The sequence below is a fragment of the Roseovarius albus genome (genome assembly GCF_900172335.1).
In the GTDB taxonomy this organism is placed as follows: Bacteria; Pseudomonadota; Alphaproteobacteria; order Rhodobacterales; family Rhodobacteraceae; genus Roseovarius; species Roseovarius albus.
In genome coordinates, this window is the sequence record NZ_FWFX01000003.1 from 181,164 (window position 1) to 195,893 (window position 14,730).

Annotated in this window: 16 protein-coding genes; 10 read left to right on the plus strand and 6 right to left on the minus strand. The window is 55.4% G+C overall.

The features are described from left to right. Nucleotides 1-20: 20 nt before the first annotated feature. The 5 genes from ROA7450_RS06235 (at nucleotide 21) to rfbA (ending at nucleotide 4,503) form a co-directional block, all read left to right on the plus strand. Entirely contained in the window at nucleotides 21-1,007 is a 987-nt protein-coding gene (locus ROA7450_RS06235; protein ID WP_085804829.1) for a DUF2793 domain-containing protein, read from the plus strand. A 98-nt stretch (nucleotides 1,008-1,105) separates the two neighbouring features. Then, on the plus strand, nucleotides 1,106-1,690 hold the full coding sequence (rfbC, locus tag ROA7450_RS06240; protein WP_370738201.1) for a dTDP-4-dehydrorhamnose 3,5-epimerase: 585 nt from the start codon (nucleotides 1,106-1,108) through the stop codon (nucleotides 1,688-1,690). After that, on the plus strand, nucleotides 1,687-2,724 hold the full coding sequence (gene rfbB, locus ROA7450_RS06245) for a dTDP-glucose 4,6-dehydratase (protein WP_085804830.1): 1,038 nt from the start codon (nucleotides 1,687-1,689) through the stop codon (nucleotides 2,722-2,724). Before rfbC ends, rfbB begins: the two co-directional genes overlap by 4 nt. Beyond that, on the plus strand, nucleotides 2,724-3,590 hold the full coding sequence (gene rfbD, locus ROA7450_RS06250; RefSeq protein ID WP_085804831.1) for a dTDP-4-dehydrorhamnose reductase: 867 nt from the start codon (nucleotides 2,724-2,726) through the stop codon (nucleotides 3,588-3,590). The genes rfbB and rfbD overlap by 1 nt, the downstream gene beginning before the upstream one ends. Before the next feature lie 40 nt (nucleotides 3,591-3,630). Then, nucleotides 3,631-4,503 carry a glucose-1-phosphate thymidylyltransferase RfbA gene (gene rfbA, locus ROA7450_RS06255; protein WP_085804832.1) on the plus strand — a complete coding sequence of 291 codons (873 nt, stop codon included), beginning with the start codon at nucleotides 3,631-3,633 and terminating at the stop codon, nucleotides 4,501-4,503. A gap of 89 nt (nucleotides 4,504-4,592) precedes the next feature. Here the strand turns inward: rfbA and ROA7450_RS06260 are convergent, their stop codons facing one another. The 3 genes from ROA7450_RS06260 to ROA7450_RS06270 form a co-directional block, all read right to left on the minus strand. Beyond that, nucleotides 4,593-6,032: a mannose-1-phosphate guanylyltransferase/mannose-6-phosphate isomerase gene (locus ROA7450_RS06260; protein ID WP_085804833.1), complete on the minus strand. Its 1,440-nt coding sequence runs from the start codon at nucleotides 6,030-6,032 to the stop codon at nucleotides 4,593-4,595. Between the two features lie 121 nt (nucleotides 6,033-6,153). Next, nucleotides 6,154-7,494, minus strand: coding sequence for a phosphoglucosamine mutase (gene glmM, locus ROA7450_RS06265; protein ID WP_085804834.1), 1,341 nt, complete (start codon nucleotides 7,492-7,494; stop codon nucleotides 6,154-6,156). 172 nt (nucleotides 7,495-7,666) lie between these two features. Then, nucleotides 7,667-8,047, minus strand: coding sequence for a hypothetical protein (locus ROA7450_RS06270; protein ID WP_085804835.1), 381 nt, complete (start codon nucleotides 8,045-8,047; stop codon nucleotides 7,667-7,669). Between the two features lie 287 nt (nucleotides 8,048-8,334). Between ROA7450_RS06270 and ROA7450_RS06275 the strand changes: the two genes are divergently transcribed. Then, nucleotides 8,335-9,765, plus strand: coding sequence for an MFS transporter (locus ROA7450_RS06275; RefSeq protein WP_085804836.1), 1,431 nt, complete (start codon nucleotides 8,335-8,337; stop codon nucleotides 9,763-9,765). Here the strand turns inward: ROA7450_RS06275 and ROA7450_RS06280 are convergent. The 3 genes from ROA7450_RS06280 to ROA7450_RS21140 all read right to left on the minus strand — a co-directional run bounded on the left by ROA7450_RS06280 (nucleotide 9,725) and on the right by ROA7450_RS21140 (nucleotide 11,950). Beyond that, nucleotides 9,725-10,987 carry a glycerate kinase type-2 family protein gene (locus ROA7450_RS06280; protein WP_085804837.1) on the minus strand — a complete coding sequence of 421 codons (1,263 nt, stop codon included), beginning with the start codon at nucleotides 10,985-10,987 and terminating at the stop codon, nucleotides 9,725-9,727. The genes ROA7450_RS06275 and ROA7450_RS06280 overlap by 41 nt on opposite strands. Before the next feature lie 82 nt (nucleotides 10,988-11,069). Next, nucleotides 11,070-11,687: a TetR/AcrR family transcriptional regulator gene (locus tag ROA7450_RS06285; RefSeq protein WP_085804838.1), complete on the minus strand. Its 618-nt coding sequence runs from the start codon at nucleotides 11,685-11,687 to the stop codon at nucleotides 11,070-11,072. Nucleotides 11,688-11,791: 104 nt separating this feature from the next. Next, nucleotides 11,792-11,950, minus strand: coding sequence for a hypothetical protein (locus tag ROA7450_RS21140; protein ID WP_200812929.1), 159 nt, complete (start codon nucleotides 11,948-11,950; stop codon nucleotides 11,792-11,794). 155 nt (nucleotides 11,951-12,105) lie between these two features. Between ROA7450_RS21140 and mbfA the strand changes: the two genes are divergently transcribed. From mbfA to ROA7450_RS06305, 4 genes are read left to right on the plus strand one after another with little or no spacing between them, the layout of a single operon-like run. Beyond that, the gene (mbfA, locus tag ROA7450_RS06290; protein ID WP_085804839.1) at nucleotides 12,106-13,083 is read left to right on the plus strand and encodes an iron exporter MbfA; all 978 of its coding nucleotides are present in this window, start codon (nucleotides 12,106-12,108) and stop codon (nucleotides 13,081-13,083) included. Nucleotides 13,084-13,135: 52 nt separating this feature from the next. Next, on the plus strand, nucleotides 13,136-13,699 hold the full coding sequence (locus ROA7450_RS06295) for a TetR/AcrR family transcriptional regulator (RefSeq protein ID WP_085804840.1): 564 nt from the start codon (nucleotides 13,136-13,138) through the stop codon (nucleotides 13,697-13,699). Nucleotides 13,700-13,707: 8 nt separating this feature from the next. Further along, the gene (locus tag ROA7450_RS06300) at nucleotides 13,708-14,001 is read left to right on the plus strand and encodes a YciI family protein (RefSeq protein WP_085804841.1); all 294 of its coding nucleotides are present in this window, start codon (nucleotides 13,708-13,710) and stop codon (nucleotides 13,999-14,001) included. Further along, nucleotides 13,998-14,606, plus strand: a complete 609-nt coding sequence (locus ROA7450_RS06305; RefSeq protein ID WP_085804842.1) for a DNA-3-methyladenine glycosylase I — start codon at nucleotides 13,998-14,000, stop codon at nucleotides 14,604-14,606. The genes ROA7450_RS06300 and ROA7450_RS06305 overlap by 4 nt, the downstream gene beginning before the upstream one ends. Nucleotides 14,607-14,730 lie beyond the last annotated feature (124 nt).

A 14,730-nucleotide genomic window follows, 5' to 3' on the forward strand; every position in this document is an offset into this window, starting at 1 on the left:
CACCCACGAAAGGACGTTCAATGTCAGAGTCTTCGCCCGTGTTATCCCTGCCCTACATTCAACCATCGCAAGCGCAAAAGCACGTCACACATAACGAAGCGCTCCGAATCCTGGACGCCGTCACACAACTATGCATTTCAGGCTATGAAAACAGCGCACCTCCGGCTGCTCCTGCACATGGCGAACGGCACATCGTGGCGACCAGTGGCAATGGCGATTGGGCTGGGCACGACGGTGAAATTGCAGTTTTCAGCACCGGAGGATGGGTTTTCTTCTCTCCTCAAAACGGTTGGCGGGCAGACATTATTGCGACGGGCGAGCAACTGCGTTTTGACAGCGCCGGCTGGACCTTGGTTGAGCCCAACACACAAAACCTGTCCGGTGTTGGCATCGCCACTGCATCCGATTCCGCGAACCGTTTGGCAGTCTCCTCTGAAGCCACGCTTCTGACCCATGATGGCAATGGTCATCAACTCAAGATTAACAAAGCCAACACCTCTGACACTTCCAGCTTGCTGTTTCAAACCGGGTGGTCAGGCCGGGCAGAAATGGGCACCACCGGATCGGATAACTTCGCCATCAAGGCGAGCGCCGATGGCAGTACCTTTCATACCGCTCTGTCAGTTGAAGCCAATGGCGGAGCTCTGCATACGCCGCAGGGTCAGATCTACTTTGACGACACGTTCATCACGAGTGACTCCGTGCATTCCATCGACATTCCCTGGTCCGACCCGGCACGAATGCTGCTTTGGCTCGGCGTGGACTTGCCCGGGCATAGTTACCTCTTTGCGGTTACCGGCGCGCTAAGTGGGGTCGCTAATTTCACTGCCATGTTCGTGAACCCTGCTGGGACATTGAATTTTCAAACAGGTGCGCTGACAGGCACCACTGGCCCGGCCGCAGCGATTAATCTCGCTATCGATATCAGTGGCTCTGTGCCTCAGCTCCATATTGAAAACAGACTGGGCAGTGACCAAACCTTCACCCTCGCGACTTTGGGCAAATAACCCTTCGCCAAGAGGCCAAGATAACGTATTGATTTTGCCTCGCGTCTGCGTGACATTCGTATCTCTGACTGCTAAGGCAGCAAAAAAGTACGGTACGTATGTTCACGGAGGGCGCGTTGAAAATTACACAAACAGCTTTGCCAGATGTTCTGTTGTTGGAGCCTGCGCGTTTCGGAGATGAGCGTGGTTTTTTCAGCGAAAGCTGGAGCCGCAAGACACTTGCCAACCATGGCATTGAGGTCGATTTTGTACAGGACAATCATTCATTGTCGGCAACACTTGGCACCGTGCGTGGTTTACATTTTCAATCGCCCCCACATGCGCAGGCTAAACTGGTCCGTTGTGGCAGAGGGCGATTGCTCGATGTCGCCGTTGACGTCAGAAAGGGAAGCCCAACTTTTGGACAGTGGCTCGGAGTTGAACTCAGCTTTGAAAACGGGCGTCAGCTGCTAATACCTACGGGCTTCTTACACGGCTTTGTAACGCGCGAGCCCGATACCGAGATCATATACAAGTGCTCCGATTACTACGCACCCGAATGTGACGGGGCGGTACGATTTGACGACCCAGACATAGACATTGATTGGGGCCTGACCGCCGATCCCGTGCTTTCCCAAAAAGACATCGATGCGCCTCGACTCAAGGACTTTGACAGCCCTTTCATCTATGAGGAACAACAATGAAAATCCTCATCACCGGAGGTGCAGGCTTCATCGGCTCCGCAGTTGTTCGGATGGCCGTCAGTCTTGGTCATGAAGTGGTCAACCTCGATGCCCTGACCTATGCTGGGCGACCAGAAAATGTAGCCCCTGTAGAGGACAGCCCGTTATACGCGTTTGAACACGCAGACATTCGCGACCGAGATACGCTGGACCATATTTTTGCTAAGCACAGCCCAGATGCAGTCATGCACCTTGCGGCTGAAAGTCATGTCGACCGTTCCATTGACGGTCCTGGCGACTTTGTCGAGACCAATGTCACCGGCACCTACAACATGCTTGAAGCGGCGCGCGCCTTTTGGATCAAACAAGGCCAGCCCGACAATTTCCGTTTTCATCACATTTCAACAGATGAAGTTTATGGCTCACTGGGCGAAAGTGGCATGTTCACAGAAGACACCCCTTACGATCCCCGCAGCCCTTACTCTGCGTCCAAAGCCTCATCTGATCACATGGTTCGGGCCTGGCACGAAACCTATGGCCTGCCCGTTGTATTGACCAACTGCTCCAACAATTATGGCCCCTATCACTTCCCTGAAAAGCTGGTACCCAAGGTGATCCTAAATGCTCTGTCAGGTAAAGAGATCCCGGTCTATGGTCAGGGTCTGAATGTCCGCGACTGGCTTTATGTCGAGGATCATGCCGAAGCTCTGCTGTGCGTTCTGGACAAGGGGCAACTTGGGCGCAGCTACAACATCGGCGGCGAAAACGAACGCAGCAATATCGACCTGATAAAGACGATCTGCCGCCTGCTCGACCAAAAGCGCCCTGGTACAGCTCCTTATGAGGACCTGATTGCCTTTGTCACTGATCGTCCCGGGCATGATGCGCGTTACGCGATTGACCCGACACGTATCCGGACCGAACTGGGTTGGCGTCCGTCTGTCACCGTCGAAGAAGGGCTGGAACGCACCATCGATTGGTATCTTGAAAACGAAGGTTGGTGGCGCCCCTTGCTGGAACGCGAAGGTGTTGGCACCCGACTGGGTCACGGCTGATGACGGCTCCTCTCCTCATATTCGGTCAAACCGGTCAGGTCGCTCGTGAACTGGCCCAACTTGCCCCGGATGCCATCTTCTTGTCGCGGGCCGAGGCAGATCTTTCGAATCCAGAAAGCTGCGCCAAGGCCATACACACCCACGTCCCGCGCGCCGTCATTAACGCTGCAGCCTATACAGCCGTCGACAAAGCCGAAGAAGAAGCGCAGGCTCAAGTCATAAACGGCGAAGCTCCCGCAACGATGGCCCGGGCCGCTGCGGAACTTGGCTGTCCCTTCGTGCACATCTCAACGGATTATGTTTTTCAAGGGCACGGAGATGCCCCGTGGACGCCCGACGACCCAACCGCACCACAAAATGCCTATGGGCATAGTAAACTGGCCGGCGAAGACGGCATACGTGCATCTGGTGCTACTTACGCCATCCTGCGCACATCCTGGGTCTTTTCCACGCATGGCAACAACTTCCTCAAAACCATGCTGCGGTTGTCTGAAACCCGCGACGCCCTCAGCATTGTGGACGATCAGATTGGCGGCCCTACTCCGGCGCAATCCATTGCCGAGGCCTGCCTGAGCATTGCAGATCAGTTGCAGAAAGACCGCGGCAAGTCAGGCACCTATCACTTCTCCGGGGCGCCGGATGTCAGCTGGAAAGAGTTTGCCAAAGAAATCTTTGACACGGCAGATCGCAAAGTGGCTGTTTCTGGAATTCCGACCTCGAATTACCCAACCCCTGCCACGCGCCCGCTGAATTCGAGACTGGATTGCAGCGCATTGCAGAGTACCTTTGGCATTCTTCGACCCGATTGGCGCATCGCAACACAGACCATCATTGATCAATTGCGCCGCATGGGCGAGATTGAGTGAAATTCATTTACCCCATTCGATAGGCTGCAAGGAGCACAAGGTGACAGATCGCAAAGGCATTATTCTGGCAGGGGGCTCTGGCACGCGGCTCTATCCGATCACCATCGGGATCTCAAAGCAGCTACTCCCGCTCTATGACAAGCCGATGATCTATTACCCAATCTCGGTCCTAATGTTGGCCGGAATCCGTGACATCGCGATGATCACCACGCCGCAGGACCAAGAGCAGTTCAAGCGTACTTTGGGTGACGGCAGCCAGTGGGGTATCTCCCTCACCTATATCACCCAGCCTTCTCCGGATGGTTTGGCGCAGGCTTATTTGCTCGCCGAAGATTTCCTCGATGGCGCGCCCTCTGCCATGGTGCTGGGTGATAACGTCTTTTTCGGCCACGGCCTGCCCGACATTCTGGCTCAAGCCAACCGGCAACGTGATGGCGGCACAGTCTTTGGCTACCACGTCGCTGACCCTGAACGCTACGGGGTTGTCAGCTTTGATGCCGACGGCAATGCCAAACAGATCATCGAAAAACCCGAAGTTCCACCATCAAATTATGCCGTGACCGGTCTCTATTTCCTCGACAGTGACGCACCAAAATTGGCCCGCGATGTCCGCCCGTCCGCACGCGGCGAGCTGGAAATCACCACCTTGCTGGAAATGTACCTGCATGCCGGCAAGCTGACCGTCCAACGCATGGGGCGTGGCTACGCCTGGCTCGATACTGGCACCCATGCCAGCCTTTTGGATGCGGGCAACTTCGTACGGACATTGGAACAACGTCAGGGGCTGCAAACCGGTAGCCTCGAAGAGATCGCCTTTGACCAAGGCTGGATCTCTGCCGATAACCTCGCTGAACGTGCCAAGATGTTCAGCAAAAATGCCTATGGTCGCTATCTGGCAAATCTGCTGGATTGACCTTCAAAGCCGTTTTTCAGGCCGAACTGGTCATTTGACCAAATTCGGGATAGTTGATGGGGCCGCAATTGTTTGTCGCAGCCTAAAAGTTACCCTTTCGCGCCCTGCCCCCGAGAATAGACATCCTCGTAGCGGATGATGTCATCCTCCCCCAGGTAGCTGCCGGTCTGAACTTCGATCAGTTCCATCGGCACCTTGCCCGGATTCTCCATCCGGTGCACAGCCCCCAGCGGGATAAAAACCGATTGGTTTTCTGTGACCAACTTGACGTCATCATCAATCGTCACCCGCGCAGTACCCGAGACCACAATCCAATGCTCGGCCCGGTGCACATGACTTTGCAGGCTCAGCGCCGCACCTGGATTGACCACGATGCGTTTGACCTGAAACCGCTCGCCCAAAGTCAATGTCTCAAAGAAACCCCAAGGCCGGTGATCCTTTGGAAAGGTATCTGCCTGTACTACATTTTCAGCGCGCAGGGTTTTCACCACCTTGCCCACATCCGGCACCCGAGAGCGATCTGCCACAAGCACCGCATCGGGCATGGCGATGGCAACGATATTGTCTAGCCCGAGCCCAACCAGTTGTTGCGCATCCGACTCTGAGCGCAGCAATGTGTTGGAACATTCGACCGCCGTCACCGGGCCGGATGTCGCCAAACCGTTCTCATCCGCATTGCCATGCTGACGTACAGCTTCCCAACCGCCCAAATCTGACCAGTCACCATCGTGGATCACCACCGACAGGTTGTCAACTTTCTCCATGATCGCGTAGTCGATGGAAATATCTTCGCTCTCGCCCCATGGCTCGGGCGCCAAGCGCAGGAACCCCAGATCAGCCTGCGCTTCCTCCACAGCCTTGCGAACGTTCGACAACAATTCGGGCTGATACGTTTCAAAGGCCGCAATCAGTGTTTTCGCGGAATAAAGAAAAATCCCCGAATTCCACATGAAGTTGCCAGCCGTCAACATTTCAGTCGCGCGCACTTCATTCGGCTTTTCCACGAACCGGGTCAACGGATGCACCGCCGCCCCCTCGGCCATTTCTCCCAGCTCAAGATATCCGTAACCGGTTTCAGGCCTGTCGGGAGCGATGCCAAAAGTCACGATCCGACCCTGTGCCGCCGCTTCGGTCCCGCGTGCCACGGTTTGGCGAAACACCTCGGGTTGCTCTATGTAGTGATCAGAGGGCGCCGCCAGAATCAACCCTTCTGGATCACTCTGAGCCACCACAAACGCCGCTGCCAGCAAGGCGGGCGCAGTATTGCGCGCGTCAGGCTCGATCAGGATCGCTCCTGGATCGATACCCTCAGAAGCCAATTGCTGCGTGACAATGAATCGAAAGTCAGAGTTCGTCACCACAACTGGGGCATTATACCCGTTCCCATGGCAGCGTTTGGCAGATTGCTGAAACAGGCTACCATCGCCAACTATCGGCACAAATTGCTTGGGGTAGCTACGGCGTGACAATGGCCAAAGCCGTGTCCCCGATCCACCGCACAAAATGACCGGTGTAATGTTGTTCGCCATATCTCTGCCCACTCTGCAATTCGTTCAATTCACCGAGGCCCATCCGGCCAAGTGCTTCAATTCATTCATATGCTGCATTCTTCGCAAGAAAAAGTGCAATTCGGTCACCAAAAACTTACATTCAACTCGCGCGTTTCACTTCGGTGACCACCTTGTCCAGCACAGAATCCATCAGTGCCGGATCCAAGGCCTCGGCCATCACACGGATCAGCGGCTCGGTCCCGGATTTGCGGATCAAAAGGCGCCCGTCACTACCCAGCGCCTTTTCACCATCAGCAATGGCCTGCTGAACCGCATCGGTATCCAACGGCGCCTGCCCCGCTTCATAGCGCACATTGATCAATTTCTGTGGTACAGGTTCAAACACCTGCGTCAGCTCGCTGGCCTTTTTGTCCTGCTCAACCATGCACGCTAAAAACTGCAAAGCCGCGATCAACCCGTCTCCGGTGGTCGAATAATCGTTCATCACGATATGGCCGGATTGTTCACCACCAAGGTTGTAACCACCCGCGCGCATCTCTTCGACGACATAGCGATCCCCAACAGAGGTTCGCTTAAGGTCAATCCCCTTAGCATTCAAATGCCGCTCCAATCCAAGGTTTGACATCACAGTGGCCACCAGCGTATCGCCAGACAGCCGCCCTTCTGCCGCCCAACGCGTCGCAATCAATCCCATGATTTGATCGCCATCGGCGACCTTGCCATTCTCATCCACAATTACGATACGATCGGCATCTCCATCCAGACAAATCCCCAGATCCGCGCGCGATTCCAACACCTTCGCCGCTGCCGCTTCTGGATGGGTTGACCCACACTCCAGATTAATGTTGTGGCCATTGGGTTCTACGCCAATCGGGATCACTTCCGCGCCCAACTCCCACAACACCGCAGGCGCTGTGCGATAGGCCGCCCCATTGGCACAATCGAGCACAATCCGCAATCCATCCAAACGCTTACGATTTGGGAATGTCGTTTTGGCATATTCGACATAGCGCCCTCGCGCATCTTCAAACCGGCGCGCACGGCCAATGTTTTCCGGGGCAGCAAGTCGCGGACCTTCATCCAAAATCGCTTGAATTCCGGCCTCTGCTTCATCACTCAGTTTGTAACCATCCGGCCCGAAAAACTTGATCCCGTTGTCACCCGCAGGGTTATGGCTAGCTGAAATCATCACGCCAACATCAGCCCGCAAACCGTGTGTCAGGTATCCCACTGCTGGTGTTGGAACAGGCCCCAACAAAAACACGTTCATCCCAGTTGAGGTAAACCCAGCCGTCAGCGCGTATTCGATCATATAGCCAGACAAGCGGGTATCTTTGCCAATTACGACACGGTGGTCTTGCTGATCCCGGCGAAAATACCGTCCTGCAGCCGCCCCCAGCTTTAGCGCCATTTCCGCGGTCATTGGCCAGCGGTTTGCCTGTCCGCGAACACCATCGGTGCCAAAAAGCTTGTCAGCCATATATGTGTGCCCTCAAATCAATCTCGTGGAATTACAACTAACCTTTTTCATAGCCGGTTCACCCCGGCAACGCAATTTGCAGGATTGGTCAATGCGCCAATATTCACGCTCGCTTGCAAATCGCAATAAATGGCGAGGATTGTAGCGTTTACAAAATAGTTGATTGAGGAGGTCACCAGCTGACCTGCCTGCCATCTAAAACTTCAAAGTGCTGCAGGGTTTCGCCATTCACCCACGCCAGACCGTCATCGGTTTCGACAACCGTGTAAGGTGTCCAATTTGTCATGTGCCACCAGCTTTCATACTGATTTGTCTCATGGTTCACCCGCCAGCGCCCCTGATCCGGCGGTCCACCTTTGGGCACATACATGGTAAAGCCCCCCTCGCCGTAATATTGCTTATAAGGCGTCCCAGACCACGTGCCCGAAACGGTATTGCCAGTCAAAAGCACCTCAATTTCTGATGCGGTCAATTGGCGCTCTTCTGCCTGAACCGGAATAGCCCAGAAAACAACGGCAGTTATTGCTGCCAGCAAAAGGTCCTGACGCTTCACGTGCCCTCCTGATGAACGAATGTTTAAGCCAATCTTAACCTTGCTGAATCTATGCACATCTCACGTCAAAATCCAATTGAACCGTGCATTCGATCAGCCAAGATGACATGGAAGTGATAATGTAGAACGATGTTTCGAAAACACAGAAATGGGGCATTCGCTCGGCGTAAAAAGCTTAACCTATTTATTTTATTAAATTTAATAAATTTGACCTCAAGTTACCTTTAAGAATTACAGTTCAAAAGCATGAACAGACATAGATCCGCAGAAACAACGGAATTAAACGATTGGCACAAACAGAACTTCCCCCCGCTGCGCTATCCAAAGATCAGCGAACCAAACTGGCGCTGTTGTGCTTTGCCGTCTGGTTGCACGCCGCCAGCAGCATGCTGGCGGCCACCACGCTGCCCAGTGCCGTGCGGGAATTTGGTGGCGGTCACCTGATCGGCTGGGCCTTTGCACTCTATCTCCTCGGTTCGATCATTGCCGGATCCTCGACCAGCCTCTTGACACGTCGCTTAGGACTACGTGCTGCTGTCAGCCTTGCCGCGCTTCTCTACGGCATCGGAAGCATGATCTGCGCCATCGCCCCCAATATGATCATCGTACTGGCCGGGCGCCTGGTTCAGGGCGTGGGGGGCGGTTATCTCGTGGCCATTGCCTTTGTCGCACTGCGGCACTGGTTCGCCCCCAATCTGGTGCCAAAGGTTATGGCGCTGATTTCCGCCGTCTGGAGCCTATCGGCATTCGCCGGGCCATTGGTCGGTGGATCATTCGCCACCTTTGCCAATTGGCGCATGGCCTTTGTTGCGGCAGCAGTGCAAGCCGCTCTTTTCTTCGCGTTCGCACTCAAAGTCGCGCCCAGATCAACTGACCGAGCCACAGACGAAAGACCAAGCATCCCCCTGCTCCGCCTTGGCCTGATCAGCGGCGCTGTCCTGTCACTCGCCTTCGCCGGGGCCGAGGTTCAGCCCCTGCGCTCCACGCTCCTCTGCATTCTGGGCATTGGGATGTTTCTGCTTATGCTCCTGCAAGACAGAAAACGCCCAAACACCCGCCTCTTCCCCAGTCGGCCCTTTGCCACCTCTACTCCGGTGGGCGCAGGCCTCACACTGGTTCTCAGCGCATCATTCGCCTCGGTGTCTTTCATAGTTTACGGACCGATCCTGCTGGAAACCCTGCACGGGCTCAGCCCTCTTGCCGCTGGCTACATCGTTGCCTTTGAATCAGTCTGCTGGGGTCTCGCCGCTGTCATCGTCGCTTCCTTCAAATCGGTTGATGATGCTTGGCTCATCCGCACAGGCACGGTGATCCTGTCCATCTCTCTTATCGGATTTGCCCTGCTCATGGCCAGCGGCCCGGTCTGGGCCATCCTCGCCTGCGCCGGGGTTCAGGGCGCGGGCTTTGGCATCATGTGGGCCTTTGTCTATCGCCGCATTACCGATCACGCAGATCCGACTGAAGCCGACACCGCCGCCTCGGCCATCCCTACCATCCAGCAGATCGGCTTTGCCTGCGGCGCGGCCGCCTCGGGGCTGGTTGCAAACGCGTTGGGTTTTGGAGAAGACGTCGGTCTCGCAACCGCTCACAGCGCTGCGTTCTGGGTGTTCTTCGCCTTTGTTCCCTTTACCGTGATTGCCGCTATCGCGGGGTGGAGGCTGGCAAAAGCCCAGTGCCTCATCCCACGTAGCGACACAGAATCGCGCGGAAGTCATTGACGTTGGTCAGGGTCGGCCCTGGCACCACCTGATCACCCAGATCTCCAAAAAATCCATGTGCATCATTGTTGACCAGCGCCGCAACCGCATCGCGCCCGACCTCAGTCGCCTTGGCCAAGGTTCCCGGCCCGATGATTGCTCCTGCAACCTCGGCAGCGCCATCAACACCATCGGTATCACAAGCAATTGCATCAATGCCCGCAGCCCCATCCAAGGCCAGAGCTAGTGCCAGCGAATACTCCGCATTTGGGCCACCGACGCCATCGCCAGTACGTGTCACGGTCAGCTCGCCACCCGACAAAAGCACCACAGGCGCATCGCCTTCCGACAATCCGGCCTGCACCTCGCGCGCCAATGCAGCATGCTCTGCAGCCACCTCTCGCGCTTCGCCTTCCAAGGCATCACCCAAAATGCGCGCTTCAACGCCTGCAGCTTGCGCCACCTCTGCCGCTGCGGCCAAAGACTGCGACGGCGCCGCGTAAATCACATTCTCGACATTCGCCAAACGCGGATCATCCGGGCGCACAGTTTCCACACCAGATGCCAGATAGTCAGCAATAGACTGCGGCGGCGTGACCCCCCAGTTCTTCAGCGTCTCAACCGCCCGCCCCGCATCGTCTTCATGACCCACGGTCGGCCCGCTGGCGATGTCAGATGGATTATCCCCCGGCACATCCGAGATCATCAGCGCCAGCATCTTCGCCGGATGCACACGCGCCGCCAGATTGCCACCTTTTACGGCCGAGATCTGCTTGCGAATACCATTGATATCACCAATCGGCGCACCCGAAGCCAGCAACGCCTGCGTCAGCGCCTGCTTTTCCTCCAGCGTGATATTCCCTGCCGGGGCACTCAGCAGGGCCGAACCCCCGCCCGAAATAAGCGCCAGAACAAAATCATCTTCGCCCAGACTATCCACCAGTCCCAGCATCCGTTTGGTCGCCGCTTCTCCTGCCTCATCCGGAACAGGGTGTGCAGCTTCGACAATTTCGATCCCTTGACAGGGACGCGCATAACCATACCGCGTGATCACCAAGCCCTCACAAGGGCCGTATTCCGCTTCAACCGCTTCAGCCATCCGGGCCGACGCCTTGCCCGCCCCAATCACAACCAACCGCCCTTCAGGGCGCGGGGGCAACGCATCCTTCAGGCTTTGCATGGGATCGGCAACTTCAACGGCTCGATCAAACAGGCTGCGCAGAAAGGAGGCGGGATCGGTCATGGCGGAACTCCAAGTCAAAAGGTCCTGCCTTTTGACGCAGAACACCCAAGCATATCAAGCTCAACCAGATTTACAGGATTTATCAGGCTAGGTAACGCGACAAAAAGACATCAACAACACCTTTCACGACCCGCTCAATGTCAGCCTCGGATGTATCATGTGCCACCCCACATAATTTGCGGACGAACAGATCGGACTTGCACAGTTCAGCAAACTGGCTTGTTGCCAGTTCCATATCATCAATCTTCAGGATGCCCTTCTCGACATAAGGAGCGAAGATTTGAGACAGCCGTGATCGAAGCAAAGCTGGCCCCGAGTCATAAAACCGCTGCCCCAATTCTGGGAACCGATAGGATTCTGCCACGCAAATTCGAAAGACCTGCATGCCAAATTCCGAAAGAAAAAACCGCACAACGCGGCTCGCGGCTTCATGCAGGACAAGCTCAATTGGGGCACCAATTCCGATAACTTCAAAAGCTTCTTCAGCCTGCCGATTGCACTCTTGGCGTGACACTTCGGAAAACAGCAGCCGCTTATCGGGAAAATAGCTGTATAAGGTCGCCTTGGAGACACCCGCCTCGCGGGCGATATCGTCTACGCTGGCCCCCTCGAAACCGTCACGCATAAACACAGTACGCGCGCCCTCAAGGACCTGATCGAACTTACGTCCTTTTTTGATTTCCGCGGCCATTGCCGTCATGCTTGCTCTCCAATTCAGTTTGGCCATTTTAAGCGCCACCCCTGTGAATACGCAAGCATTACTGCGATTTAGCGGAAATTACGGTCCGTCATTTGCCCAAAATTTCAGCGCTCGGTTTGCGTGGTATCCCGTGTAACAGGCTCCGGTGTGGGTTCCGGATAGGTGATGGTTGGAAACAGGCTTCCTGTATTGAAACTCAGGGCCTGCATTGGGGTAATAACCACTCCGCATGCAAGGATTGCGATTGCCAATGGTCTGATCATCGTTTCACTCCGATTCTAAACTACGTGGTTTAGTTTAATAAACTATTTAGTTTAGTTATCAAGCTCATTGTTGAAATACGGTTCATTATTCAATTTATCGCTTGCGTATATCTGCCGCCTCAGTAGCTTAGAATTATTCTAAAAAGGATAACCCGATGATTCCCGGTCATTTTCATCGCCGCCGCTTCTCGGACCTGTCAGAGCAAGAGGTTCTCGCGCTCGCAATTTCATCCGAAGAAGACGACGCCCGCATCTATCGTAGCTACGCAGAAAAACTGCGCACAGATTACCCTGATACGGCGGAAATCTTTGATGGCATGGCGCAAGAAGAAGATCATCACCGTCAGGCGCTCATCGACCAGCATGAAGCGCGATTTGGGTCAATCATTCCGCTCATCCGCCGAGAACATGTCGCTGGGTTTCATCACCGCCGCCCTGTCTGGCTGATCGAAAATCTGGGAATTGACCGCATTCGTGAAGAAGCCGCAGCGATGGAGCGGGACGCAGAAAAGTTTTATCTCAAAGCAGCCCGACAAAGCACTGACACATCAACCCGCAAACTGCTCGGGGATCTGGCCGCCGCCGAAGCCGGGCACCAAACGCGCGCCAACGACCTGACAAACACTCACCTCACAGAAGATGCGCAAGAACAGGAAGCCAAAGCTGCCAATAGACAATTTATTCTCACTTGGGTGCAGCCAGGTCTTGCGGGATTAATGGATGGCTCTGTCTCCACCCTCGCCCCAATCTTCGCCACCGCCTTCGCCACACAAGACACTTGGACCACCTTCCTCGTTGGTCTTGCCGCCTCCGTCGGTGCAGGTATCTCCATGGGTTTCACTGAAGCCGCCAGCGACGACGGCGAACTTTCCGGTCGCGGCAGCCCGGTCAAACGCGGTTTCGCCAGTGGCATCATGACCACCATTGGCGGATTGGGGCACGCCCTGCCCTATCTGATCACCGATTTTTGGACCGCCACGAGCATCGCCATCATTGTAGTGTTTATTGAACTCTGGGCCATCGCATGGATCCAGAACCGCTTCATGCATACCCCATTTTTCCGGGCTGCCCTGCAGGTGGTTTTTGGCGGCGCGCTGGTTTTTGCTGCAGGCGTAATCATCGGCAGCGGATAGCAGACAAAAAGCGGGATTTGACAAATTAGGACAACCGTCCTAATTTTCACTCATGACCTCGACGCGCGAGACCATAACCTTGCAGGCTGACACCTTGTTTTATGAAAACGGGTTCGAAGCCACCTCCTTTGGCGACATCGCCAAGGCGGTTGGTATTTCGCGCGGCAATTTCTATCACCACTTCAAATCCAAAGACGCGATTCTGGATGCGGTGATTGAGCTACGCCTCGCTAGAACCCAAACGATGCTGGACAATTGGAGCGCAGAGGCCGACCCACAAGAGCGCATCTTGTCTTTCGTCCGCATCCTGATCACCAACCAAAGCAAAATCATGGCCTTTGGCTGCCCGGTTGGCACACTCAGTTCCGAACTGGCCAAGCTCGAACACGCCGCCCACCCGCGCGCGGTCGAAGTGTTTGACCTGTTCAAAACCTGGCTGGTTACGCAATTTACTGCCCTTGGCCATGGCGATAAGGCTAAAGATCACGCTTTACACGTGCTCGGACGGTCCCAAGGCGTGGCTGTCATGGCCGCCGCCTATCAGGATCCCGACTTTGTTCAGGCCGAAGTTGACGCGCTTGAAGCTTGGCTCAACACCCTCACTCCCCACAATTAGGAAAGCCCATGTTTATCGTCTTTCTCAAATTCTCATACAACAAAGCCGCAGTCACCGAGCACATGTCCGCCCACAACGACTGGATCGCGCAAGGCTTTGCCGACGGCGTGTTTCAATGCGTGGGCTCCATCACCCCTGCGGCTGGCGGGATGATCCTTGCGCTTGAGGACGATCTGGAGACCCTGCAGGCCCGTATCAATCAGGACCCGTTTGTCATACACAACGTCGTCCATGCCGAAATCACCCAAATCGACGTCAAAAAAACCACCCCAGCCCTCGACCATCTGAAAGGTGCCGCATGAGCACGCTGATCACTGGCCCGGACGGGCAAAACCGCTGTTCATGGTGCGGCGACGTGCCCGAATTCCTGCCCTATCACGACAATGAATGGGGTTATCCCGTGGACGACGACACCCGCCTGTTTGAAAAGCTCTGCTTGGAAAGCTTCCAGTCCGGCCTCAGCTGGCGCACCATCCTGAACAAACGCGAAAACTTCCGCGCCGCCTTTGCCGGATTCGATTATCGCGAAATCATGAAGTTCACCGATGCAGACCGCGAGCGCCTACTCAATGATCCCGGCATCGTCCGCAACCGCCTCAAGATCGACGCCACAATCAACAACGCTCACCGCATGGCCGAAATGGTCGAAGCCGAAGGGTCCCTCGCTGCCTTCATCTGGCGGTACGAGCCACCAGCAGAGGAACTGGGCGAACCGCAAACCGCCTCCATCTCGCCCACCTCTATAGCCCTGTCAAAAGAGCTGAAAAAACGCGGCTGGAAATTTCTCGGCCCCACCACGATCTTTGCCTTCATGCAGGCCATGGGCCTGATCAACGATCATGCCATCGGCTGCGCCATGCGCGAAAAAGCCCGTAAAAACCGCGCGGCGTTTACGCCGCCCAGATAAATGTGAAACGCTACTCCCCTTGGAGGTATCACTGCGAAACTCGCATGTCTAAAGCACGTGGCTAGATGGCTCCATTGAACCCAGTTTGATCCATGCTGCGTAAGTCTTGAATGACGGCTTTCTT

Coding starts and splice junctions, on each gene's coding strand:
- ROA7450_RS06235 (WP_085804829.1), top strand. CDS start 21: ATGTCAGAGTCTTCGCCCGTGTTATCCCTGCCCTACATTCAACCATCG.
- rfbC (WP_370738201.1), top strand. CDS start 1,106: ATGTTCACGGAGGGCGCGTTGAAAATTACACAAACAGCTTTGCCAGAT.
- rfbB (WP_085804830.1), top strand. CDS start 1,687: ATGAAAATCCTCATCACCGGAGGTGCAGGCTTCATCGGCTCCGCAGTT.
- rfbD (WP_085804831.1), top strand. CDS start 2,724: ATGACGGCTCCTCTCCTCATATTCGGTCAAACCGGTCAGGTCGCTCGT.
- ROA7450_RS06260 (WP_085804833.1), bottom strand. CDS start 6,032: ATGGCGAACAACATTACACCGGTCATTTTGTGCGGTGGATCGGGGACA.
- glmM (WP_085804834.1), bottom strand. CDS start 7,494: ATGGCTGACAAGCTTTTTGGCACCGATGGTGTTCGCGGACAGGCAAAC.
- ROA7450_RS06280 (WP_085804837.1), bottom strand. CDS start 10,987: ATGACCGATCCCGCCTCCTTTCTGCGCAGCCTGTTTGATCGAGCCGTT.
- ROA7450_RS06285 (WP_085804838.1), bottom strand. CDS start 11,687: ATGACGGCAATGGCCGCGGAAATCAAAAAAGGACGTAAGTTCGATCAG.
- ROA7450_RS21140 (WP_200812929.1), bottom strand. CDS start 11,950: ATGATCAGACCATTGGCAATCGCAATCCTTGCATGCGGAGTGGTTATT.
- mbfA (WP_085804839.1), top strand. CDS start 12,106: ATGATTCCCGGTCATTTTCATCGCCGCCGCTTCTCGGACCTGTCAGAG.
- ROA7450_RS06295 (WP_085804840.1), top strand. CDS start 13,136: ATGACCTCGACGCGCGAGACCATAACCTTGCAGGCTGACACCTTGTTT.
- ROA7450_RS06300 (WP_085804841.1), top strand. CDS start 13,708: ATGTTTATCGTCTTTCTCAAATTCTCATACAACAAAGCCGCAGTCACC.
- ROA7450_RS06305 (WP_085804842.1), top strand. CDS start 13,998: ATGAGCACGCTGATCACTGGCCCGGACGGGCAAAACCGCTGTTCATGG.